At 29.2% G+C, this 21715-nt stretch carries 23 protein-coding genes and 1 pseudogene; 12 read left to right on the top strand and 12 right to left on the bottom strand.

Annotation, left to right across the window (positions count from 1 at the left end):
• Positions 1-248: 248 nt before the first annotated feature.
• Complete coding sequence (locus CAMP5121_RS07315) at positions 249-701, top strand: DUF411 domain-containing protein (RefSeq protein ID WP_337215221.1); 453 nt, start codon at positions 249-251, stop codon at positions 699-701.
• Positions 702-711: 10 nt separating this feature from the next.
• Here the strand turns inward: CAMP5121_RS07315 and CAMP5121_RS07320 are convergent, their stop codons facing one another.
• The 3 genes from CAMP5121_RS07320 to exbB are packed head-to-tail and all read right to left on the bottom strand — an operon-like array spanning position 712 to position 2175.
• Positions 712-1365 (bottom strand): energy transducer TonB family protein, encoded by a 654-nt coding sequence (locus tag CAMP5121_RS07320; RefSeq protein ID WP_337215222.1) that lies wholly within the window; start codon positions 1363-1365, stop codon positions 712-714.
• The gene (gene exbD, locus CAMP5121_RS07325) at positions 1362-1751 is read right to left on the bottom strand and encodes a TonB system transport protein ExbD (protein WP_337215223.1); all 390 of its coding nucleotides are present in this window, start codon (positions 1749-1751) and stop codon (positions 1362-1364) included. Before exbD ends, CAMP5121_RS07320 begins: the two co-directional genes overlap by 4 nt.
• Positions 1744-2175, bottom strand: a complete 432-nt coding sequence (exbB, locus tag CAMP5121_RS07330; RefSeq protein WP_149062773.1) for a TonB-system energizer ExbB — start codon at positions 2173-2175, stop codon at positions 1744-1746. The genes exbD and exbB overlap by 8 nt, the downstream gene beginning before the upstream one ends.
• Before the next feature lie 154 nt (positions 2176-2329).
• Here exbB and cfrA point away from each other — a divergent pair, with 154 nt between their 5' ends.
• On the top strand, positions 2330-4423 hold the full coding sequence (cfrA, locus tag CAMP5121_RS07335; protein WP_337215224.1) for a TonB-dependent ferric enterobactin receptor CfrA: 2094 nt from the start codon (positions 2330-2332) through the stop codon (positions 4421-4423).
• On the opposite strand, the gene CAMP5121_RS07340 is transcribed toward cfrA, so the two are convergent.
• Together CAMP5121_RS07340 and rho are read right to left on the bottom strand one after the other, a co-directional pair.
• Positions 4420-5952 carry a DNA polymerase III subunit gamma/tau gene (locus CAMP5121_RS07340; protein WP_337215225.1) on the bottom strand — a complete coding sequence of 511 codons (1533 nt, stop codon included), beginning with the start codon at positions 5950-5952 and terminating at the stop codon, positions 4420-4422. The genes cfrA and CAMP5121_RS07340 overlap by 4 nt on opposite strands.
• Before the next feature lie 2 nt (positions 5953-5954).
• Positions 5955-7259, bottom strand: coding sequence for a transcription termination factor Rho (gene rho / locus CAMP5121_RS07345; protein WP_039617780.1), 1305 nt, complete (start codon positions 7257-7259; stop codon positions 5955-5957).
• Positions 7260-7434: 175 nt separating this feature from the next.
• Between rho and CAMP5121_RS07350 the strand changes: the two genes are divergently transcribed.
• Both CAMP5121_RS07350 and ccoS read left to right on the top strand, forming a co-directional pair.
• Positions 7435-9780: a heavy metal translocating P-type ATPase gene (locus tag CAMP5121_RS07350; protein WP_337215226.1), complete on the top strand. Its 2346-nt coding sequence runs from the start codon at positions 7435-7437 to the stop codon at positions 9778-9780.
• A complete protein-coding gene (ccoS, locus tag CAMP5121_RS07355; RefSeq protein WP_039668142.1) occupies positions 9777-9986 on the top strand; it encodes a cbb3-type cytochrome oxidase assembly protein CcoS in 210 nt (69 codons plus the stop codon). Before CAMP5121_RS07350 ends, ccoS begins: the two co-directional genes overlap by 4 nt.
• A gap of 11 nt (positions 9987-9997) precedes the next feature.
• Here the strand turns inward: ccoS and CAMP5121_RS07360 are convergent, their stop codons facing one another.
• Positions 9998-10303, bottom strand: coding sequence for a cytochrome c553 (locus CAMP5121_RS07360; RefSeq protein WP_039668143.1), 306 nt, complete (start codon positions 10301-10303; stop codon positions 9998-10000).
• Positions 10304-10433: 130 nt separating this feature from the next.
• On the opposite strand from CAMP5121_RS07360, the gene CAMP5121_RS07365 reads away from it, so the two are divergent.
• From CAMP5121_RS07365 to gmhA, 4 genes and pseudogenes are all read left to right on the top strand, one after another.
• Positions 10434-10949 carry a D-glycero-alpha-D-manno-heptose-1,7-bisphosphate 7-phosphatase gene (locus CAMP5121_RS07365; RefSeq protein WP_337215227.1) on the top strand — a complete coding sequence of 172 codons (516 nt, stop codon included), beginning with the start codon at positions 10434-10436 and terminating at the stop codon, positions 10947-10949.
• Positions 10946-11899, top strand: a complete 954-nt coding sequence (rfaD, locus tag CAMP5121_RS07370) for an ADP-glyceromanno-heptose 6-epimerase (RefSeq protein WP_337215228.1) — start codon at positions 10946-10948, stop codon at positions 11897-11899. The genes CAMP5121_RS07365 and rfaD overlap by 4 nt, the downstream gene beginning before the upstream one ends.
• Positions 11892-13265 carry a D-glycero-beta-D-manno-heptose-7-phosphate kinase gene (gene rfaE1, locus CAMP5121_RS07375; RefSeq protein WP_337215229.1) on the top strand — a complete coding sequence of 458 codons (1374 nt, stop codon included), beginning with the start codon at positions 11892-11894 and terminating at the stop codon, positions 13263-13265. Before rfaD ends, rfaE1 begins: the two co-directional genes overlap by 8 nt.
• Positions 13255-13816, top strand: a pseudogene (gmhA, locus tag CAMP5121_RS07380) (D-sedoheptulose 7-phosphate isomerase). Before rfaE1 ends, gmhA begins: the two are co-directional and overlap by 11 nt.
• Positions 13817-13823: 7 nt before the next feature.
• On the opposite strand, the gene pyk reads toward gmhA, so the two are convergent.
• From pyk to CAMP5121_RS07410, 6 genes are all read right to left on the bottom strand, one after another.
• Positions 13824-15275, bottom strand: a complete 1452-nt coding sequence (gene pyk, locus CAMP5121_RS07385) for a pyruvate kinase (RefSeq protein WP_263664164.1) — start codon at positions 15273-15275, stop codon at positions 13824-13826.
• A 12-nt stretch (positions 15276-15287) separates the two neighbouring features.
• Complete coding sequence (locus CAMP5121_RS07390) at positions 15288-16634, bottom strand: FAD-dependent oxidoreductase (RefSeq protein WP_337215230.1); 1347 nt, start codon at positions 16632-16634, stop codon at positions 15288-15290.
• A gap of 107 nt (positions 16635-16741) precedes the next feature.
• Positions 16742-17365, bottom strand: coding sequence for a type III pantothenate kinase (locus CAMP5121_RS07395; protein ID WP_263683203.1), 624 nt, complete (start codon positions 17363-17365; stop codon positions 16742-16744).
• On the bottom strand, positions 17352-17684 hold the full coding sequence (locus CAMP5121_RS07400) for a hypothetical protein (RefSeq protein WP_337215231.1): 333 nt from the start codon (positions 17682-17684) through the stop codon (positions 17352-17354). Before CAMP5121_RS07400 ends, CAMP5121_RS07395 begins: the two co-directional genes overlap by 14 nt.
• A 1-nt stretch (position 17685) precedes the next feature.
• Entirely contained in the window at positions 17686-18681 is a 996-nt protein-coding gene (locus CAMP5121_RS07405) for a hypothetical protein (RefSeq protein WP_337215232.1), read from the bottom strand.
• Positions 18678-19223 carry a hypothetical protein gene (locus CAMP5121_RS07410; RefSeq protein ID WP_337206261.1) on the bottom strand — a complete coding sequence of 182 codons (546 nt, stop codon included), beginning with the start codon at positions 19221-19223 and terminating at the stop codon, positions 18678-18680. The genes CAMP5121_RS07405 and CAMP5121_RS07410 overlap by 4 nt, the downstream gene beginning before the upstream one ends.
• Positions 19224-19372: 149 nt before the next feature.
• Here CAMP5121_RS07410 and gatC point away from each other — a divergent pair, with 149 nt between their 5' ends.
• The 4 genes from gatC to CAMP5121_RS07430 form a co-directional block, all read left to right on the top strand.
• Positions 19373-19660, top strand: coding sequence for an Asp-tRNA(Asn)/Glu-tRNA(Gln) amidotransferase subunit GatC (gene gatC / locus CAMP5121_RS07415; protein WP_263664170.1), 288 nt, complete (start codon positions 19373-19375; stop codon positions 19658-19660).
• A gap of 21 nt (positions 19661-19681) precedes the next feature.
• Positions 19682-20251 carry a CvpA family protein gene (locus tag CAMP5121_RS07420; protein ID WP_337215233.1) on the top strand — a complete coding sequence of 190 codons (570 nt, stop codon included), beginning with the start codon at positions 19682-19684 and terminating at the stop codon, positions 20249-20251.
• Positions 20241-20696, top strand: coding sequence for a Fur family transcriptional regulator (locus tag CAMP5121_RS07425; protein WP_039617809.1), 456 nt, complete (start codon positions 20241-20243; stop codon positions 20694-20696). Before CAMP5121_RS07420 ends, CAMP5121_RS07425 begins: the two co-directional genes overlap by 11 nt.
• A gap of 11 nt (positions 20697-20707) precedes the next feature.
• Positions 20708-21715: amino acid--tRNA ligase-related protein (locus CAMP5121_RS07430; protein ID WP_337215234.1), on the top strand; the 1008-nt coding region annotated here is incomplete at its 3' end.

Raw genomic sequence — 21715 nt, forward strand, 5'->3', positions numbered from 1 at the left:
TTAAAATATTTATAACAAATTTGGGTTTAAGTTTTTAATAGAGTTTATAAATTTTGTTTGAAATTGTTCATTGAATGTTTTTATTTAGTATATGGGTTGAGTTTTTGTTGTAGGTAAAAAATAAGTATTTGTGAGTGAAATAAGAGTGTATTTTTGTATTTTTATAGATTTTAAAATAAAAATTATTTGTTTTATAAAAAATATTAATTTTTATAATGTATTTTATATTTTTGTTTTTTGGAGGATATATGAAAAAATTATTTTTAACTTTATCGCTTGGTTTTGCAGCTTTATTGGCTAATGAAAAATTATTAAATATTTATGAAAGTCCTACTTGTGGATGTTGTGATCTTTGGGCTGATTATATGAAAGATAAGGGCTATAAAGTGCAAATACATAAAAGCGAGGATTTTTTAAAAATAAAAGAAAAAATGAATATTCAGCCTATGTATCAAAGTTGCCATACTGGCGTAATTGATGGTTATGCTATAGAAGGGCATGTGCCTGAAGATGCAGTTGCTTGGCTTTTGAAAAATAAACCTGAAGATGTTATAGGTATTTCTGCTCCTGGTATGCCTCAGGGAAGTCCTGGGATGGAGCAAGGTTATGAAGAAGAATATCCTGTGGTTTTAATGCTTAAAAATGGAGATTATAAAATTTATGGGATCTACAAAGGACATAATTTAATCAAGACAAACTAAGCAATTTTGCTTAGTTTATTTTATATATTAAGGGTATTCTTATATGAAAAGTTTTTTCATATTGTGGAAAATTCTTAGATGCTATACGTATAGTTTCTAAGGCACTATCGTTCAATAATTTATATTTTGATGGTTTTAATATTTTTAAGTTTAATAGATTTTTATCTTTAGTCCACGTAAATTCTACTAAAATTTCGCCACTCATTCGCATTTTTTTGGCTTGTCTAGGAAAGATTAAAGCTTTATCTATAGCTTGTTTGACTTCTTTTAAAAGTTCATTGTTATTAGTTAAAGATATGCTTTCTTGAGAAGTTGTTGGAATGTTTTTTTCTTGTGCTATAGTTTTTTGAGGTTTTATTTTTTCATTTAATTGATTTATTGCTTTGGTATTGGTTAAAGTATTTGTTTTTTTAGGTTGAATGATAGCCTTTTCTTTTGTTTGTTCTGGCTTTTTTATTTTTTCTTGTTTAGGCTGTTCGGTTTTTGCCTTAGGGGAATCTTGTAAAAATTGTTTTATAGCTATATTAAATTTTTCTTCTTTTGAAGTACTATGTTGTATATGTAAAAAACTCTTAGTATAAATAAAAACAAAAAATAAAGGCAAAAAGAGAAATAAAGTGATAAAAAAGGATTGATTTTTATGATTATTTATGAATGTTTTCATCTTTTTTGCTCTGTTAAAATTTGAAAATTTTCATGATTTTTATTTTTTAAAATATCAATAATTTTTACAAAACTTTCAAATTTTGCTTCTTTATCACTTTTTAACTCTACTAATGTTTTAGAATCTATAGTGTTAAATTTTGCTTTTATTTCTTCTAAGGAAGCTATTTTTCCATCGATATAAAATTCATTTTCTTTATTGATTAAAATACTTATTTTGTCTTTGTTTTCACTTATGGAATTTGAATTTTCACTTTGAGGTAGATTGATTTTGATTTCACCATGTGCGATAAAAGTGGATATGCTTAAAACAATAGCTAGCAAAACAAGCATTATATCTATAAAAGGAATGATGTTTAAGCCTTCATTTTTTGGTAATTTAAGCATTTTTATCCTTAAAGATACGATATGCATTACTCAAGGTTGATATTTTTCTAAGTAATCCATTATAAGCCATCAAAGAAGGAATGGCAACTAAAATTCCTAATGCTGTAGCCTTTAAAGCTAATGATAAACCAATAACAATAGATTTAACATCAATATTCCCACTTGCACCCATGTCGTAAAATGTAATCATAATTCCCACTACAGTTCCCAAAAGTCCTACATAAGGAGCATTAGTGTAAATAATATAAAGCATGGTGAGGTTTTCACTAATTGCATCATCAAATTTTTCTTGACACTGATAATCATTTAGCTTAATTTTTCTAAAAAACAATATACGTTCTATAGTGCACCATATAGCAATAAATGCCATTATTCCTAAAACAATAAATATAATTAAGTCAATGTAAGTTTTTAAAAATTCCATCTTATCCTCGTTTTATTTTTTTGTGATTATATTACTAAAAATTAAATTTTTTATTAATAACAATTATCATAATTGATACAATAAATTTATTTTAAATTAATAATTATTATCATAATATTTCAGTTTTGAAAATATATTTATAAGAAAGGAAATAATGAAAAAACATTGTTTATCATTTTGTGTTGCTAGTTTTTTGGTCTGCAATGCTTTATCGCAAGAAGTTTTATTAGATAGCTCCATAGTAAGTGCTTCTGGTTTTTCTCAAGATATTAAAGAAGCCCCTGCTACTATAAATGTGATTAGCAAAAAAGATTTGGAAAGTAAGCCTTATAGAGATGTTGCCGAAGCTATTGCTGATATTCCTGGTGTGGATTTATTTGCTAGCAAAGGAAAAACTGGATCTTATAATATTACCATGAGAGGTATTACTGGATATACTTTAATTTTAATTGACGGACGCCGTCAAGGTATAGGCGGAGAAGTAGGGCCTAATGGTTTTAATGAAATTTCAAATTCATTCCTACCTCCAATTTCTAGCATAGAAAGAATAGAAGTAATCAAAGGACCAATGAGTACTTTATATGGTTCCGAAGCTTTAGGTGGTGTTGTAAATATCATCACAAAAAAAGTAAGTGATAAATGGGAAACATCAGTTAGTCTAGATAGTATTTTTAATGCACATAAAGAATGGGGTAATACTTATGGTACAAGTATATATTCAAGCGGCCCGTTGATGAATGATCGCCTAGGATTAACCTTACGTTTTAGAGAGTTTTATAGGGAACAATCTAATGTTGAATTTAGCAATGGAAGTGGACAAAGAGTGCAAGGTGATCAAGCGCAAAGTCCTACAAAAGCAAATAATTTTAGTTTAGGAACTAGGTTAAATTACTTAGTAGATGATTATAATACTTTGATATTTGACATTGATTTTTCAAGAAATCATTATGATAACAAAAAAGGTCAACTAGGCACATTAACAAAACCAACAGATAAAAATGATGGCTCTTTAACAGGTGGTTATACAGACACTATGCAAGTGGATAAGTTGGTAACTTATTTAAGTCATGAGGGTGTGTATGAAGATTTTTCGATTACTTCTACTTTGCAGTATAACCGTGTAAGTAACGATGGGCGTGAGGTGGTTGGCCAAGCAAATCAGCCATTTTTAGGGCAAAATAGAGATATAGTTGCTGAAGATATTATTGTAGATACAAGATCAGTTATTCCTTTAGGCCAAAGTCATATTTTAAGCGTGGGTGGTGAATATAGACTTGAAAAAATGCAAGATAAAATCGCTAATCCAACGAATTTTGATCAGTATTTATTAGCTTTTTTTGCGGAAGATGAATATAGTATAAGAGATGATTTGAGATTTACTTTTGGCGCAAGATATAATCATCATGAAATTTTTGGAAATAATATTTCACCAAGGGCTTATTTGGTTTATAATCCTACTAGCGAACTTACTTTAAAGGGTGGTGTTTCAACTGGCTTTAGAACTCCATATGCTAATAGATTGATAGCAGGAACTTATAATTACAGTGGACAAGGAAAAATTCCTGTTTATGGAAATCCAAATTTAAAAGAAGAAACATCGCTTAATTATGAATTAGCCGCTGTTTATAATAATGACTTATTTTATATTTCAGCAACCGGCTTTTTAACAAATTTCAAAGATAAAATTTCTAGTCAAAAATTTAGCAATGGCAGTATGATTTCTGGTATTGGAAAATGTGAAGCTGATAGTTGTTATCAAGCGATTAATCATGGCAAGGTTGAATACAAAGGCATAGAGCTTGGAGCAGGGATTACTCCTATAGATCATTTAAATCTAGATTTAGCTTATACTTATCTTGATAGTGAAGTAAAAGATGCGCAAGATAAGGCTGTGATAGGAAAGCCAGAAATTGATAGTTTAAAACACAATATCATGTTAAAAGCAAGTTATAATATCTTTAATAAATTCACTCCATGGGTAAAAGGTGAGTGGCAAATAGATCGTTATATGGGCGATACAAATATTAATAGAGAATATTATCAAGATGTCTTTTTAGCTTCTATGGGTGTGCGTTATGATATCAATAAAAATTGGAACATCAATGCAGCAATTTATAATCTTTTTGATAAAAGTTTTACAAATGATTGGGATTCTTATAAGAGTGATGGCAAAGATGTTTGGGTAAATACTTATAACCGTATAGAAGAGGGAAGAAGAATTTATATTTCAATCAATGGTAGTTTTTAATTTAGTATTGTCGGAGAACCAAAGAGCTTATTAAGAGCTTCTTTGGTTTCATCTTTAGGATCGTATTTTTTAGCGTCTTTTTTAAAATTTTCAAAATGTTCATTTAAATTTGGTGTGTTTTTTACTTCTTGTTTTATAGGAGTTTTGAATATATCTTGTAGTTTTTGAGTATCTATGGTTTCTATTTTTTGGATTTTAATTTGTGCTTTTTCTCCAAAAAGCTCATGAAGTAATGTTTTGATTAATTTAAAACCATTGTTTAAAACCATTCTATCATCATCTTTAGCATGTGAGCTAATGCTTAAAATGTCATCTTCAAAAGAAACAAACTGTGTGGTTTTTTTGAAAACTTCAGCTAAGTCATAATCTCTTTTATATATTGCTTTTAAGAGATTTTCATAAGGACTAAGTTTTTCTTCTTTAGGGGTTTGTTGAATAGAAGGAGTTTCTTGTTGTTTTGGATTTGGCATGCTATCTTGCTTTGAACCTTTAATAGCCTCATCAATGCTTTTTAGATAAGTTGCTTCTATAAGCATGAAAGCCATAACACAAAGCACAAAACTATCATCATCACTAGAATTTAACATAGTCTTAGCGCGTGAAAGAATTCTAAAAAATCTTTCATAAATTAGCATAGAAAAAAGATTATTTTTGGCAAAAAAAGCTTCTTTTAAAAAAAATATCATCTCATCAATGACATTACTTGCCTCATAATCTTCAAATTCTTTTAAAAACTCAAGAACTTTATCTTTATCATTGGCTAAAATGGCTTGATAAAATTCTTCAATTTTAGCTGGATCTAAAAAGCCTAGCATAGCAGTGATTTTTTGTGTTTGTATATCATTTTGACAATATACTATGGCTTGATCTAGCAAGGTTAGGGTATCTCTTAAAGAACCATTTCCGCTTCTTGCAATGAGTTTTAAAGCTTCTTTTTCATAATTGATATTTTCTTTTTCTAAAATCCATTCAAGATGATTTAAGATATCATGGGTAGAAATTTGCTTAAATCTAAAATGCTGAGTTCTTGAAAGAACCGTAGCAGGAAGTTTTAAAGGGTCAGTTGTTGCTAGTATAAATTTTACATAACTTGGTGGCTCTTCTAAGGTCTTAAGCAAGGCATTTGCAGCTTGTGGGGTGAGCATATGCACTTCATCGATAATAAAAATTTTAAACCTAGCTAAAGATGGAGCGTATTTGACTTGCTCGATAAGCTCTTGTATATCTTCTAAGCTTCTATGGCTTGCAGCATCCATTTCTATAATGTCTATATTAGAGCCACTAAGTGAAGATAAACATTGAGAGCATTCTCCACAAGGGTTAGCACTTGGTCCCTTTTCGCATACTAGAGCTCTTGAAAAAATTCTTGCACTTGAAGTCTTTCCGCTTCCGCGTAATCCTGAAAACAAATAAGCATGTGCTAAGCGATTATTTTCAAGAGCATATTTTAAGCTTGTAGAAACAGTATTTTGCCCTACAAGCTCATTAAAATTTTTTGGTCTGTATTTAACAGCAAGAGCTTGAAGCATTACTACTCATTCATGATAGATAATAACTCTTCATTGCTTTTAGTTTTTAGCATTTTAGAGTATAAGAATTTTAAAGCCTCTATGTCATCCATTTGTGAAATAGCTGATCTAATTGCCCAAATTTTTTGAAGTTTTTCAACACCTTGAAGTAATTCTTCTTTTCTAGTTCCTGATTTTATGATGTTAATTGCAGGGTAAATTCTTCTGTCTGAAATATTTCTATCAAGAACGATTTCACTATTTCCTGTTCCTTTAAATTCTTCAAAAATTACTTCATCCATTCTTGATCCTGTTTCTATTAAAGCAGTTGCTATAATGGTTAATGAGCCACCATGCTCTATATTTCTAGCTGCACCAAAAAAGCGTTTTGGTTTATGTAAGGCATTTGCATCAACCCCACCGCTTAAAACCTTACCACTACTTGGCGTAGCAGTATTATAAGCTCTTGCTAATCTTGTAATAGAATCAAGCAAGATAATGACATCTTTGCCTGTTTCTACCATTCTTTTTGCTTTTTCTATAACAAGCTCAGCTACTCTAACATGATTATAAGCAGGTAAGTCAAAAGTAGAGCTAAAAACCTCACCTTTAACACATCTTTGCATATCTGTAACTTCTTCAGGGCGCTCATCTACTAAAAGCACAATCAAATGAGCCTCTGGGTGATTTTTAGCAATAGCAGTAGCTAGTTCTTTCATTAGCTCAGTTTTACCAGTTCTTGGAGGTGCTACAATTAAGCTTCTTTGACCTTTTCCTATAGGAGCAAATAAATCAAGCATTCTACCTGTTAGTTTTAAAGGATCGTATTCTAATTTGATTTTTTCAGTTGGAAAAATTGGAGTAAGATTGTCAAATAAAGGTCTTTCTCTAGCTTCTTTTAATGGAAGATAATTAATCGCTTCAATTTTTAACAAAGCATAGTATTTTTCTTGATCTTTTGGTTCTCTAACTTGACCAGTAACTATATCTCCAACACGCAGAGCAAATTTGCGAATTTGTGAGTTTGATACATAAGCATCATTTACACTATCGCTTAAATTTGAATCCATTCCACGCAAAAAGCCATAGCCTTCAGGTGAAATTTCTAAAATTCCTGTAAAGAGTATAAAGCCACCTTTTTTGGTTTGTGCTTTTAGAATTTCAAAAATAAGATCTTGTCTTCTAAATTCTCTTGGGTTTTCTATTTCTGCTTCATTAGCAATTTTAACTAAGCTTTCTAGATCAAGCAACTTTAAATCTTCTATCTTATAACCTTCCACTGGAATGTGTGTTCTTTGATGTTGTTTTTTTTCTTTTGTATTTTCCATATATCCTCTAAAATGTAGAAAATGTAGTATTTAATAATGAATAAGAGATTTTATTCAAAAAAATGCTTCTTTGTCAAATTTTTAAAATTATAATATAGCTTTGTAAATAATTTTTAAAATAGTGATTTTAAAAAAATGATAAAATATTGTAAAAAATTATTGAAGAAAGTATAAGATGAAATGTAAACACTGCCAGTTAAGTTTCAGACAAGATCAAATGATAGAAAAAAATGGAAATTATTTTTGTTGTAAAGGCTGTGAGAGTGTTTATGAGATTTTACAAGAAAATAATTTGGAAGAATTTTATGAAAAACTTGGCAATCAAACCCTAACTCCTGCCATAATAGAACATAATGTTAAAGATTATGAAAAATACATACAACAAACCAAAGAAGGTTTTAGTGAGATTTTTTTACTTATAGAAGAAATTCATTGTGCTGCCTGTGTTTGGCTTAATGAAAAAATTCTCATTAAAAGTGAAGGGGTGATAGAAGTTGATATTAATTCTATTACTCATAAAGCTAGAATTGTTTTTGATGAAAAAAGTATAAATTTAGCAAAAATTATCCAAAGCATAGAAAGTATTGGTTATAAAGCTAGTGTGTATTTGCCTACAAAGAATGAACAAAGAGCAACCCAAACTAAAAGAGATTTTTATGCAAAATTAATAGTTGCCATAGCCTGTGTGATGAATATCATGTGGATATCTGTAGCCAAGTATGCTGGGTTTTTTAGTGGCATGGAAGCTGATACTAAGGATATTTTACATTTTGCTGAATTTTTACTTTGTACTCCTGTGCTTTTTTATACAGGCTCAATCTTTTATAAAAATGCCTATTATGCTTTGAAATTTAAAAGTGTTAATATGGATACTTTGGTAATTAGCGGGGCAAGTTTAGCTTATATATATTCAATATGGGCAATGTTTTCAAGAGCTTCGCAAGTGTATTTTGATTCTGTGGCGATGATTATTTGTTTTGTTTTTATAGGAAAGTACTTAGAGCTTTTAAGTAAGAAAAAAGCTCTTGATACGCTTGATCATTTACGATCGTTTTTAAGTAGTGAAGTAAGGGTTTTAAAAAATGATAAAATAGAAAATATCGATGTAGAAGAAGTACAAATAGGAGATATTATAGAGTTAAAAGAAGGCGATAGAATTTTAATAGATGGAGTGTGTATTAGTGGTAATATTAGCTTGGATATGTCTAGTTTAAGTGGAGAGAGTCTACCGCTTGATGTGCAAAAAGATGATATGATTTATTCTGCTTCTTTGGTTTTAAGCGGGAATGCTTTATATAGGGCAAATGCGCTTTATAAGGATTCTAAATTAGCTAGGATTATTAATTTACTTGAAAACTCCAGTTCAAAAAAAGCCAAAATAGAAAAAATGGTACAGCAAGTAAGTAAGTATTTTTCACCTATTATCTTAACTTGTGCTTTACTTTGTTTTGCTTTTACTTTTTTTGTGTTAAATTTGGGTTTTGAAGAGGCTATGATACGCATGGTTTCTGTGTTAATTATAGCTTGTCCATGTGCTTTAGCTTTGGCTACTCCGGTGAGTTCTTTAGTAGCAATTAGTGCTGGTTTGAAAGAAAAAATTTTATTTAAAGAAGCAGGTGTTGTGGAGGATTTGAGCAAGTGTAATGTGGTTGTGTTTGATAAAACAGGGGTTTTAACAAAGGCTAGCCTAGAAGTTAAAAAAAGCTTTTTGGATGAGAGTTTGGATAAAAATGAGTTATTAAATTTCTTACACCTAACTAACCACCCAGTGGCTAAAAGCATTTTGAAATTTTTAGATGAAAAAATCGATGGCAGAATAGAATTTGAAAAAGTTCAAAATTTTCAAGCAAGAGGTTATAAAGCCTTTTTGGGCAAAGATGAATTTTTGGGAGGAAATGAGAAATTTTTCAAAGAAAATCATATGCAAGTACAAGAATTTCAAACCACGCATTTTATATTTGCTAAAAATAAAATTATATTAGCAGTTTTTGAGTTAGAAGATAGTATGAGAGAAAGCTCTGAAGAGTTGATTAGATTTATGAAAGAATGTAAAATGCAAATTTATATGTTAAGTGGTGATAATTTATCTGCTGTGAGCAAGGTGGCTGAAAAATTAAAAATAAATAATTTCAAAGCCTCGTGTATGCCAGAAGATAAAATGCAAATAATAGCTAATTTAAATCAAACAGGTAAGGTTTTAATGGTAGGAGATGGGGTAAATGATGCTTTAGCACTTTCTTATGCAGGTGTTGGGGTTTCTTTAAAAGAAGGTTCTGAGCTTGCTATGGAAAATAGTGATATTATATTGTTAAAAAATGACCTAAAAAGCTTACAAAAAGCCATACAAATAGCTAAAAAAACTTATCAAATTATTAAACAAAATTTGGCTTTTTCTTTATTTTATAATGCCTTGAGCATGCCTTTAGCTTTTTTTGGTTTGATTAATCCCTTAATCGCGGCTTTATCAATGTCTTTTAGTAGTATAATAGTGATTTTAAATGCTTTAAGGATTAAAAAATGAACGGTGTTTTAATGATGATGATAGGCGTTTCTTTGGTTGCTTTGTTTTTGGCAATTTGCGCTTTGCTTTGGGGTATAAAGAATAAACAATTTGATGATGATTATAAATTTACTACTTTAAATGATAGTGAAGAAGCTTTAAATGACGCGGTGATTTTAGAAAAAAGAAAAAAAGAAGCTTTGGAAAAGAACAAAAAACAGCCATAAAGGCTGTTAAATTATTTTTTTAAGCTTTCGATATATTCTTCAATTGCTTTGAAATCTGCTTCTGTTAAACCTTTAAGGTTGATTTTCATGATAGCACCTTGACCATAAGCATTTCTTTTACCTGCTGCATAGTCTTTCATGTATTGCAATCTTTCAGCTGCAGTTAAAGAATTTAAAGCAGGAACTTTGTTAAGATAAACTTTATCTGCTTTAGCACCATGACATACTGCACATTTTTTGTAAAGTGTAGCACCATCTGCAGCAAAAGCTGAAACACCAAGACATGCTAAAGCTGATAAAACAAGTAGCTTTTTCATTGTATCACTCCTATATAAATTGAAAATAAAATGTTTTGAATTATAAGCTTTTTTTATTTAAAGTCGCTTAAAAAACTTTTTTGCTTGATAAATTATAAAAATCTTAATAAAAATACATTATAATTTTTTTATGAAAACAAGGGTGTTATTTTTAGATAGAGATGGGATTATTAATATAGATAAAAAATACGTTCATAAGATCAGTGATTTTGAATTTTGTGATGGTATTTTTGAACTTTGCGAATTTTTTCAAAAGCAAAATTTTTTAATTTTTGTAGCTACTAATCAATCAGGCATTGCAAGAGCTTATTATAGTGAAAAAGATTTTGAAATTTTAAGTTCATATATGCTGGATGAATTTTTAAAAAGAAACATTAGAATAGAAAAAATTTATCACTGCCCGCATTTAGAAAATTGTGAATGTCGTAAGCCAAAACCTGGCATGCTTTTAAAAGCACAACAAGAATTTGATATAGATTTTTCACAATCTTTTTTTATAGGGGATAATTTAAGCGATATGCAAGCTGGAATTAATGCTGGTGTAAAAAATCTATTTTTGATTAATGAAAATTATAATGATGATAAAAACTATAAGGTCTTTAAAAATTTAAAAGAACTTTTGCATTATTTAAAGGATAGAAAATGAAAATAGTGATAACGGGTGGAGCAGGTTTTATAGGCTCTGCACTTGCTTTAGAACTTCAAGATAAACATGAAGTTTTGATTGTAGATAAAATGCGTTCAAGCACTACTTTTGAAAATGGAAATTTAGAAAGCTTTGGTCATTTTAAAAATATTTTAGATTTTGAAGGTGAGCTTTATGTGGGTGATATTAATGATGAAAGAACTTTAAAAGTTATAAAAGATTTTAAACCCGATGCGATCTTTCATAAGGCCGCAATTTCAGATACAACTGTTTATGATCAAAACAAAGTTTTAAAGACTAATTTAAACACTTTTAAAGATTTTATAGAACTTGCTTTAGAACTTAACGCAAAACTAATCTATGCGAGTTCAGCCTCAGTTTATGGAGATGCTCCAAGCCCGCAAACTGTAAATTTAAGTGAAGCCCCTAAAAACCCTTATGCATTTTCAAAATTAATGATGGATAAATTAGCAAAAAAATACTTTGATAAAATGCATATAGTCGGGCTTAGATATTTTAATGTATATGGCAAGGGAGAATTTTTTAAAAATAGCACTGCTTCTATGATTTTGCAATTTGGACATCAAATTTTAGCGGGCAAAAGTCCGCGTTTATTTGAAGGAAGTGATCAAATTTATCGTGATTTTGTATATATTAAAGATGTTGTGAGTGCAAATTTGCAAGCTTTAGAAGCAAAAAGCGGAATTTATAATGTAGCTACAGGTAAGGCAAGAACTTTTCAAGATATAGTTGATATTTTACAAAAAGAATTAAACACTAATTATCCTTGTGAGTATATTCCTAATCCTTATAAAAACGCTTATCAATTTCATACTCAAGCAAAATTAGATGAGAGTTTTTCATATAAAGCTAAATTTAGTCTTGAAGAAGGAATAAAAGATTATTTAGATGAGATTAAAAGGCTTTATGAAAAGGAAGTAAATGCTTGATTTTTTAAGTTCTAAAAAGCCAAAAATTTTAGTTGTTGGGGATTTTATGGTGGATCATTATATATGGTGTGATTGTACTAGAATTTCTCCAGAAGCTCCTGTAATGGTGATGAAATCACAAAAAGAAGATAAAAGACTAGGTGGAGCTGGTAATGTATATGCAAATTTAAAAAGTCTTGGTGCCGAGGTTTTTGCTCTAGGGCTTGTGGGTGATGATGAGAGTGGAAGATTTTTAAAAGAGAATTTAAATGCAAAATTATTAGTAGAAAAAGATAGAAAAACCCCTCTTAAGAGCAGAGTTTTATCACATTCTCAGCAAGTTTTAAGACTTGATGATGAGAATGATTTTGATACTAAATTAGAAGATGAAATTATCAAAGAGTATAAAAAAATCGCAAAAGATTATGATGCGATTGTTTTGAGTGATTATGCCAAAGGAGTTTTAACTTCAAAAGTAACAAAAGCTTTGATAGAGCATGCAAATACTTTAAATTTACCTATTTTGATTGATCCAAAAGGAAGTGATTTTAGCAAATATCAAAATGCAACCTTGCTAACTCCAAATAAAAAAGAAGCTATTCAAGCTTTGGGTGTAGAAAAAATTGATAATTTAGAAAAAGCTTTGAAAAAATTAAAAGATGATTTAAATTTAGCTTATTCTATCATAACTTTATCTGAAGAAGGAATAGCACTTTTTGATGAAAAATTACATATTATTCCTGCAAAAGCCTTGGAGGTTTATGATGTAACAGGAGCTGGAGATAGTGTTATAGCTATGCTTGCTTATGCTTTGGCTTTAAAAGTTGATATTGTAAAAGCGTGCGAGCTAGCAAATGATGCAGCAGCTGTTGTGGTAGCAAAAGTAGGAAGTGTGAGTGTAAGTTTAGAAGAGATAAAAAACCTCAAAAAAGCTTCTTTTGAAGATAAAATTAAAAGCAAAGAAGAGCTTGTAAAATTGCTACAAGATCAAAAAGTAGTTTTTACCAACGGGTGTTTTGATATTATGCATTATGGTCATATAAAATATCTTGAAAAAGCTAAAAAATTAGGAGATATCTTAGTTGTAGGTTTAAATTCAGATGAAAGCGTAAAAAGACTAAAAGGAAATTCAAGACCTATAAATTTAGAGTTTCAACGTGCATGTATGCTTGCGAGCATGTATTTTGTAGATTATGTAGTGATTTTTGATGAGGATACTCCTTATGAATTGATAGAGTTTTTAAAACCTGATGTGCTAGTTAAGGGAGCTGATTATAAAGACAAAGAGGTAGTGGGTTCAAATTTAGTAAAAAAAGTAGAATTGATCGACTTTGAAGATGGATTTAGCACTACCAATATAATTAATAGGATTGCAAATGATAAATAAAATCGAAAAGGAATTTATTCAACATCAAAAAACTTTAGAACAAAGTTTGAGTTTAAAAGAGCAAATTGCTATGGTTGCTCAAGAGTTAAAAGTGTGCTTGAAAAGTGGTGGGAAAATTTTAATTTGTGGAAATGGTGGAAGCGCTGCAGATAGCCAGCATTTTGCAGCTGAACTTAGCGGAAGATATAAAAAAGAAAGAAAGGCTTTAGCTGCTATTGCTCTAAGCACTGATACTTCTGCTTTAAGTGCTATAGGAAATGATTATGGTTTTGAATTTGTTTTTTCAAGACAAGTTGAAGCTTTAGCTAGTGATAATGATGTGTTGATTGGAATTTCTACTAGTGGAAAAAGTCCAAATGTGATTAAAGCTTTTGAAAAAGCTAGAGAAATTGGTGCTAAGTGTATAGGACTCAGTGGAAAGGGTGGTGGAGTGATGAATGAACTATGTGAGCATAAATATAGTCATTCCAAGCGATGATACAGCTAGAATTCAAGAAATGCATATTTTAATTATACATTGTTTATGTGATTTGATAGAAGAAGAATATTAAGTTTGGGTTATTTTCCCAAACTTAAATAATATTCAATTTGATCTTTTTGTAAAATTCTAATTAAATTTGTACTTCCTGCAACACCTATTGGAAAACCTGCAGTAAGAGTATAAACTCCATCTTTTTTCATAAGGCCTTTTTCGACTCCAAGTTTTACAGAATTGCTTAAAAGCTCTGTTAAATTTTCATGTTTTTCTATTAATATAGCAGGTTGAACTCCCCAAACTATACTTAAAAAATTTAAAGCTTTTTTAGAATGAGTAATAGCTATGATATCCATTTTTGGACGATATCTTGCTGTTTTAACCGCAGAAGCACCACTACTTGTGATGGTAAAAATTGCATTTGCATTTAAATCGGTTGCTAGTTGTGTGCTTGATTTAGCAATAATATCGGTTTCATTGAAACATTTAAAGGTTTCAAATTTTTCATAAGGATAGTTTTTTTCTGTTTCTATAATGGTTTGAGTCATAATATCAACTGCATTTGCCGGATCAATCCCTACCGCACTTTCTTCGCTAAGCATAACTGCATCAGTGCCATCAAGCACAGCATTAGCAACATCTGAAATTTCAGCTCTTGTGGCAGTTTTGGATTTTGCAAGTGAAAAAAGCATTTGAGTAGCAGTAATGACAGGTTTATTAGCTTCATTGGCTTTTTTAATGATGAGTTTTTGTATATTCGGAACTCTATAATAAGGCACTTCAATACCCAAATCCCCTCTTGCTACCATTATACCATCACTGCAATTTATGATTTCATCGATATTTTCAACAGCATCAAATTTTTCTATTTTTGCAAAAATAGCAATTTTGGCATTATTTTCATCAAGTATTTTCTTAACTTCATCAATATCATGAGCATTTTGTACAAAAGAGATGGCTAAAAAGTCAACATCATTTTTAATACCCCATGCAAGATCGTCTTTATCTTTTTGGGTGATAACATCGATATTAATTTTTGTATTAGGAAAATTAATTCCCTTGTTTGAACTAAGCACCCCGCTATTTTCTACTTGGGTTTGGATAAAATCTTTTTCAACTTGCACTACTTTAGTTTTGATGGAGCCATCACAAAGATAGATGTATTCTCCTACCTTTAGCATTGAAAGAATTTCAGGATGATTAATACAGACTTTATAATGTTCATTAGAAAGTTTTTCTCCTTCAAAAGTATCCTTGTAAAAGTCTAGTCTATCTCCATTTTTTAATTCAAAAGCTTCTGGAATTTTTAAGGTTCTAATTTTTGGTCCGCTAATATCTTGTAAAATTCCAATTCTTGCATTAAGTTCAGTTGCTACTTTTCTAATAGTAGTTAGATTTTGACTATGATACTCATGGGTTCCATGTGAAAAATTTAAACGAAAAACATTCACCCCATTAATAATCATTTGTCTTATTGTAGCTTCGTTTTCACTTGCTGGTCCAATCGTTGCAACTATTTTTGTTTTTTTTAGCATTTTTTATCCTTTTTATAGTAGTTCACTAGTAAATAAATCCTCATTAAAATTAGCACCCAAGTATTGACAAATAAGTTTTGCATCTCTATAACCATTGCCAAGACAGCTTGTAGCACCTGGACTTGGTGTCATATTGAAAATTATACCTGGAATTTCAGTGATACTTGCTTCACCAAGCATTAATTCTCCTGCCTTTTTATCAAGTACTTGAGGACGTACTCCGCCAAAATTTTTAGCATAGTATATATCATCTGTTTTCAAACTAGGAACTATTTTTCTTGCATCTTTTACAAAAAGTCTTTTGTTAATATAAGGAATTTCAAACAAATAATTATAAAGAATATAATTTCTAATAGTAGAATCTTTAAAAAGATTAAGGCAAATTTTGACTACATTCATGTCTAAGTTAAGTGTTTTGAAAAATTCAGGTAGTGATTTAAAACCATGGTATCTTTCTAACATAGGGATAACTAAGGCAGTAGGGCCAAAGCGTGTATTCATATTAGCTAATAAATCAGGATCACCATGTAGCGCAGCAAATGGTAGTTTTGGATTTTGCACCATGTAAACTTTACCATTTAAAATTTTTCTTTTAGACATATAAAAACTTCCTGCAACCGGAAAGCAAGATTTATCTAATCCTATACCCATTTTATGTGCCAAAAATAAAGAATGCGCTCCCGCATTTACTATAATAGATTTCGCGCTATATTCTTTAAAATCTTTTGTTTTAATATAAAAAATATCATCTTTTTTTTCTATAAACACAACTTCTTGATTATAGGCAACATGAGTATTTTTTCCTTGTTTGCAAGCTTGCTCTATAAGATTTTGACTCATCAAGCCAAAATCTACTGTAGTATAAACCGCTCCTGCTTCTACACCCATAGCTACTACTTCATCGGTTCTATCATTTATGCCATCTTCGCCTAATACAACATTAGGTTCTATTTGCTTAATTTCATCTTTAGTATAAAATTTAATATAAGGATATAATTCTTTAAATTCTTCATATCTATTTTTCATATACTCGCATTCTTTGTCTCCAACTGCAAGTGCGAGTTTTTGGTGTGAGTGCATAAACTTATTTTGTGCATTTTGCAAAAGACCATATTTTACAATCATATCTGCTGTTGTTTTAACTTTTTTTGCTTTTTCTAAAGTGTAATTTGTCTCTATATCACCACAGTGGATAGTTTGTGAATTGCTTGTGCTATGGCTATTTAAAGTTGCAGCGCTATTGTATTTTTCTAACAAAGCAATATTTTGAATATTTGTGTATCTAGCCAGCTCGTAAAATACTGCAGCACCAGAAATCCCACCGCCAATTACCACGGTATCAAAATGTTTTTGATCCATTGTTATCAATTCCTTTTGTGTGTTTGATTTTGCTAATAATATCAAAATATAGTTGTTTTGAGTAAATAAATTTTATAATTTCAAGCGCTTGGGTATAGAAATAAATTTTAAAGTATAAAATTTTCACAAACAGCTTTTTTCATACCTCTAAAAATTAAAAATTTATCATAAATTGCATAGTCGAAAAAATTTGCAAGAAATTGCCCATCTCCGCCTGTAAAATATAATTTTTTATCATATGCACTATCTTTTATAAGTAAATATATGCTTTTAAAAACTCCATAACTTAAAGCATCAACGGTTCTTTGAGGGAAAGCATCAAAATTAATCTGTGTATTTAGCTCGTATCTTAAACGTGATGAAATATTGGAAAAAGACTTTTTATAGCTTTCAATACCTGGGAGTATAAATCCCCCAAGATGAATAGAATTAGAAATAATATCTACAGTTATTGCAGAACCCGCATCAACTACAACACCATCTTCTATAGTGTAACATGCTGCTATTCTATCAACCCCTAAATTCTCATAAATAGTATCAAAATTAAAATATGAGGCAAGATTGATAAATAAAGGATTTTGTTCTAATCTTTGCTCTAAATTTGGATTTACATTGATATAAAATACTTTTTGTGTAGGTTCGTATTGTAAAAACTGCTCAATACTCATAGAATAAAATTTTTGCTCATTTAGAAAACTAGCGGTTGTGTTACCAATATCACATAAAAGCATAATTTTTAATCCCTTTGGTAGCTAGATATTCTTTTGCTTTAGAACAAATTAAAGCTTGGTGAAATATAAAATAATTTTGAAAATTTAAGTTTAGAGTTTGGTTTATATTTTGAAAAATATCTTCAAAATCTAAACTTTCTTTTGTTAAAATTTTACGTTTTGTAAAAGAAAATAAAATCAAACAACATTGTTTATTTGTATTCTCTCCATAAATACAAATTAATTTTTTCTTTTTACTAAAAGCATGGATATCTAAGGATTTAGTATTTTTTAAAACAATCCCATATTTTATAAGAATATCACTAAGCTCTTGATTCATTTTAGTTTAATTGTAAAAATTTATTTTGAAAGAAAAATTTACTATTAGCCATAAAACTTTTTTTATCAACGGCTTCACTTAGTTTATATACTGTATAATCTTTCAAATTTGTATTTAGCTTGATCAAATAACCTGTTTTTTCAAAAATATACAAAGAGTTATTGTGCAAGGTGCTTTTAGAAAACAGAGCAAACTGAAATTTTACTTCATCGATTTTTCTAAGATTATAATCATTTTTAATAACTCTTCCATCTTTTGTTAGTACAAAAATTTCATTATCATTAGTGTTTACTTCTTTAATATTTTCGTTTAAATATAAGGTTCTATTTGGAGTAACAACGATGATTTTTTGTGCAGTTGCAGCAATCATAGTATCATTTTTAACATGAAGATAGATGATATTGTTAAAAAATTCCTCACTACTTACTAAAATTTCTTTACTCACTTTTAGTGTGCTTTTATTAAGTATGGCTAATTTTCCATTAAGCATAGGATATATAATAATGGTATTTAAAAAATAAGGATTAGCATAACGACTATCTTGAGCATAGGCTGTGCCAAGATTTTGAAGCATTTTAATACCAAGATTTTTATTTGCATATACTAAGGTATTGCTAGCTAAAATTAAAGCTATATCATCTCCATCTATACTTGCACTCACTACACTTTCATTAAATTTATGAGAAAATAATTCATCACCTTGTAAATTTAAAATCTTAAAATTTCCATTATCATCGCCAATAAGAACCTCTTCTTGTTGCATATTTATAATATGATAATTTTTATCTAGTTTAAAATTAATAATATTTCCCATAGTATCTATAAAAGAATTATTGCTTAATTGTGCTATATTGTTATTGAAATTTATAATTTTACCATTAATACTTTGAGAGCTATAAGGAAGCTGTTCTGCTTGTGTTGGTTGGTAATACTCCCTTTTTGTGCCACAAGCACTAAAAAATATTAAAGTAATGATAAATAAATAAAAGTGTTTCATTTTATTCCTTGATAATGTTTTAAGCTTGTAATAATCTGCCATAAGGGAGAATTTATAGGTATTTTATTAAATTCTATATCTGCATTTTTAAAATCGTTTTGTTTTAGAAAATCAAAACCTACCAATAAGGTATTATAATCTTTCAAAAAGTCTGATTTTTGATTGTTTTGAGCAAGCACTATTTGTTTTAACAAAGGATCTATGTTAAGGCTTAAAGTTTGATTAAGATCTTGATTGTTTTGATTCATCATGAATATGGTGTATAGATTTGCATTTTTTTGTTTTAATTCTTCAAGTAATTTTTGGTCTGAAGGATTTTTCAATAAGTTGTTAAAAATTATATTACTTTCTTGAATATTACTTTCTTGTTTTAGATTGTAAAAATAACTTCCGCTAAGATATGCGATTAAAAGTACAATGATTACAATGAAATAGTATTTGTATTTTTTTATAAAGCGCTCAGATTTGATAAAATTTTCCATCATCTGCTCTTGAGAGCTTAATTCTGCTTGAACCGCTTTTAGGTTTTCTTTTAAAGCCATATTTTCCCTTTTTTAGCAAGAATAAACATTATTTATTGTTTTAAGTCTATAATTGTAACATATAAAAATGAAAAAATAAATGATTTTATGTTATAATTTTTAACCTAAAAAGAGTTTTCTTGAGTTAAAAATTAAGATTAAGGTAAATTATGCAAATTGATGATAAATTATTAACCAAACTTGAAAAGCTAAGTGCTTTAAAAATTGCCGATGATAAAAGACAAGAATTGGAAGAACAATTAAGTCAGATTGTTAATTTTGTAGAAAAATTAGATGAGCTAAAACTTGATGATGTTGAAGCTATGACTAGCACTACAAATGCTGCAACTCCATTTAGACTAGATGAAAGTAGAAAATCTGATGTGATAGATATGCTTAGCAAGCATGCTCCAAATTCTCAGGATGGATTTTTTATAGTCCCTAAGATAATTGAATAAAATATTTGGAGTTTAATATAGATGGAAAATTTTTCTTGGTTTGATGTATTTGTTTTAGGTTTAACTGCGATTTTAGGTTTAAAAGGTTTGGTAAGTGGCTTATTTAAGGAAATTTTTGGTTTATTAGGCATAGTTGGCGGGGTTTTACTTGCTTCAAGATGTGCTAAAGAAGTAGCAGAAATTATTAATAATAATTTTTATGCAATTGAAAACGAAAATCTTGCGATTTTTGCGGGATTTTTGGTTTTGTTAATTGTAATTTGGGTAGCTTGTATGGCTTTGGGAAATATATTATCAAAGATTTTTAGTATGAGTGGTCTTGGTTTTATAGATCGTATAGGTGGATTTTTATTTGGTAGTGCTAAAATATTTTTGATTTTTGCAATTTTAGTGGCTTGTATTAATAATATAGAATTTTTAAATGCAAGCTTAGAAAAATATGCTAAAAATAGCTATACATTAGATTTACTTAGACAAACAGGTGATTTTATAATGAATACTGATTTTACTCAAAATGGTTTAGATAAAATACAAGAACAAATTATAGATTCTAATTTAAGTCTAAATTCGGAGGTAAATAATGCAAATTGAAAATATTGAATATGATGTTTTGCTTGAGCGTTTTAAAAAAACACTTAAAGATAATGGTCTAAAATATACTAAACAAAGAGAAGTGCTTTTAAAAACTTTATATAATAGCGATATGCATTATACTCCAGAAAGTCTATACGTAGAAATAAAGCAAAAAAATCCCGAATTAAATGTAGGCATTGCAACAGTTTATAGAACTTTAAATTTGTTAGAAGAATCCGGTATGGCTACTTCTATATCTTTTGGTGCTTCAGGGAAGAAATTTGAACTTGCAAATAAACCTCACCATGATCATTTGATTTGTAAAAGTTGTGGCGAGATTGTAGAATTTGAAAATCCTATTATTGAACAGCAACAAATGTTAATCGCAAAAGAATATAATTTTAAACTAACAGGACATTTAATGCAACTTTATGGCCTATGTCCACAATGTAGTAAAAAATAAAGGTATATTTAATGTTTGATAATATTTTAGAGCAACAAAAAATTCAAAAAGCGCAAGAGTTAAAAGAACTAGGAATCAACCCTTATCCACACTTTTTAAAAAAAGAAATGAGTATAAGTGAATATAAGGCTAAATTCATCTATATTAAAGATATAGAAAATCAGCGTGATGAAAATGCTCATGGAGTATTAGCAGGAAGATTAAAGCTTCTTAGGATAGCTGGTAAATCAGTATTTGCTAATATAGAAGATGAACAAGATAATTTACAAATTTATTTCAATCAAAACATTTTAGGGGAAGAATACTTTGCTATTTTAAAAAAATATCTTGAAGTAGGGGATATTGTTTTGGTTAAAGGTTTTCCTTTTATGACAAAAACAGGAGAATTTAGTCTTCATGTAGAACAAATTCAAATAGCTACAAAAGCTATAGTGCCTTTACCGGAAAAATATCATGGGCTGACAGATATTGAGCAAAGATATAGAAAAAGATATCTTGATATGATTATGAATAGTGAGGTGAGAAAAGATTTTATTTTGCGTTCTAAAATAGTTTCTTATATTAGATCTTTTTTTGATAACAAAGGATTTTTGGAAGTTGAAACACCAATGATGCATCCTATTGCAGGGGGAGCAAATGCAAAGCCTTTTGTAACTTATCACAATGCTTTGGGTGTGGAAAGATTTTTAAGAATTGCTCCAGAGTTATATCTAAAACGTTTGATTGTAGGTGGTTTTGAGGCGGTTTATGAGATTAATAGATGTTTTAGAAATGAAGGGATGGATTTAACGCATAATCCTGAATTTACTACAATCGAGTTTTATTGGGCTTATCATAATTATCATGATTTAATGGATTTAACAGAAGAGCTTTTTGCTATGCTTTTAGATAAATTAAAATTAGATAAAAAACTTGAATTTGATGAAAAAATAATTGATTTTTCTAAGCCATTTGAAAGAATTACTTATAAAGACGCATTAAAAAAATATGGCGGTTTGGATGATGAGCTTATTAATAAT

The organism is Campylobacter sp. 2352 PW (assembly GCF_024723575.1).
Classification (GTDB): Bacteria; Campylobacterota; Campylobacteria; order Campylobacterales; family Campylobacteraceae; genus Campylobacter_D.

Excerpts from the sequence above, each read along its gene's own strand:
- CAMP5121_RS07320 (WP_337215222.1), bottom strand. The coding sequence starts at position 1,365 with ATGAAAACATTCATAAATAATCATAAAAATCAATCCTTTTTTATCACT.
- CAMP5121_RS07315 (WP_337215221.1), top strand. The coding sequence starts at position 249 with ATGAAAAAATTATTTTTAACTTTATCGCTTGGTTTTGCAGCTTTATTG.
- rho (WP_039617780.1), bottom strand. The coding sequence starts at position 7,259 with ATGGAAAATACAAAAGAAAAAAAACAACATCAAAGAACACACATTCCA.
- CAMP5121_RS07405 (WP_337215232.1), bottom strand. The coding sequence starts at position 18,681 with ATGAAACACTTTTATTTATTTATCATTACTTTAATATTTTTTAGTGCT.
- cfrA (WP_337215224.1), top strand. The coding sequence starts at position 2,330 with ATGAAAAAACATTGTTTATCATTTTGTGTTGCTAGTTTTTTGGTCTGC.
- rfaE1 (WP_337215229.1), top strand. The coding sequence starts at position 11,892 with ATGCTTGATTTTTTAAGTTCTAAAAAGCCAAAAATTTTAGTTGTTGGG.
- CAMP5121_RS07360 (WP_039668143.1), bottom strand. The coding sequence starts at position 10,303 with ATGAAAAAGCTACTTGTTTTATCAGCTTTAGCATGTCTTGGTGTTTCA.
- CAMP5121_RS07395 (WP_263683203.1), bottom strand. The coding sequence starts at position 17,365 with ATGCTTTTATGTGATATTGGTAACACAACCGCTAGTTTTCTAAATGAG.
- exbD (WP_337215223.1), bottom strand. The coding sequence starts at position 1,751 with ATGCTTAAATTACCAAAAAATGAAGGCTTAAACATCATTCCTTTTATA.
- pyk (WP_263664164.1), bottom strand. The coding sequence starts at position 15,275 with ATGCTAAAAAAAACAAAAATAGTTGCAACGATTGGACCAGCAAGTGAA.
- rfaD (WP_337215228.1), top strand. The coding sequence starts at position 10,946 with ATGAAAATAGTGATAACGGGTGGAGCAGGTTTTATAGGCTCTGCACTT.
- gatC (WP_263664170.1), top strand. The coding sequence starts at position 19,373 with ATGCAAATTGATGATAAATTATTAACCAAACTTGAAAAGCTAAGTGCT.
- exbB (WP_149062773.1), bottom strand. The coding sequence starts at position 2,175 with ATGGAATTTTTAAAAACTTACATTGACTTAATTATATTTATTGTTTTA.
- CAMP5121_RS07340 (WP_337215225.1), bottom strand. The coding sequence starts at position 5,952 with ATGCTTCAAGCTCTTGCTGTTAAATACAGACCAAAAAATTTTAATGAG.
- CAMP5121_RS07410 (WP_337206261.1), bottom strand. The coding sequence starts at position 19,223 with ATGGCTTTAAAAGAAAACCTAAAAGCGGTTCAAGCAGAATTAAGCTCT.
- CAMP5121_RS07390 (WP_337215230.1), bottom strand. The coding sequence starts at position 16,634 with ATGGATCAAAAACATTTTGATACCGTGGTAATTGGCGGTGGGATTTCT.
- CAMP5121_RS07350 (WP_337215226.1), top strand. The coding sequence starts at position 7,435 with ATGAAATGTAAACACTGCCAGTTAAGTTTCAGACAAGATCAAATGATA.
- CAMP5121_RS07365 (WP_337215227.1), top strand. The coding sequence starts at position 10,434 with ATGAAAACAAGGGTGTTATTTTTAGATAGAGATGGGATTATTAATATA.
- CAMP5121_RS07425 (WP_039617809.1), top strand. The coding sequence starts at position 20,241 with ATGCAAATTGAAAATATTGAATATGATGTTTTGCTTGAGCGTTTTAAA.
- ccoS (WP_039668142.1), top strand. The coding sequence starts at position 9,777 with ATGAACGGTGTTTTAATGATGATGATAGGCGTTTCTTTGGTTGCTTTG.
- CAMP5121_RS07400 (WP_337215231.1), bottom strand. The coding sequence starts at position 17,684 with ATGAATCAAGAGCTTAGTGATATTCTTATAAAATATGGGATTGTTTTA.
- CAMP5121_RS07420 (WP_337215233.1), top strand. The coding sequence starts at position 19,682 with ATGGAAAATTTTTCTTGGTTTGATGTATTTGTTTTAGGTTTAACTGCG.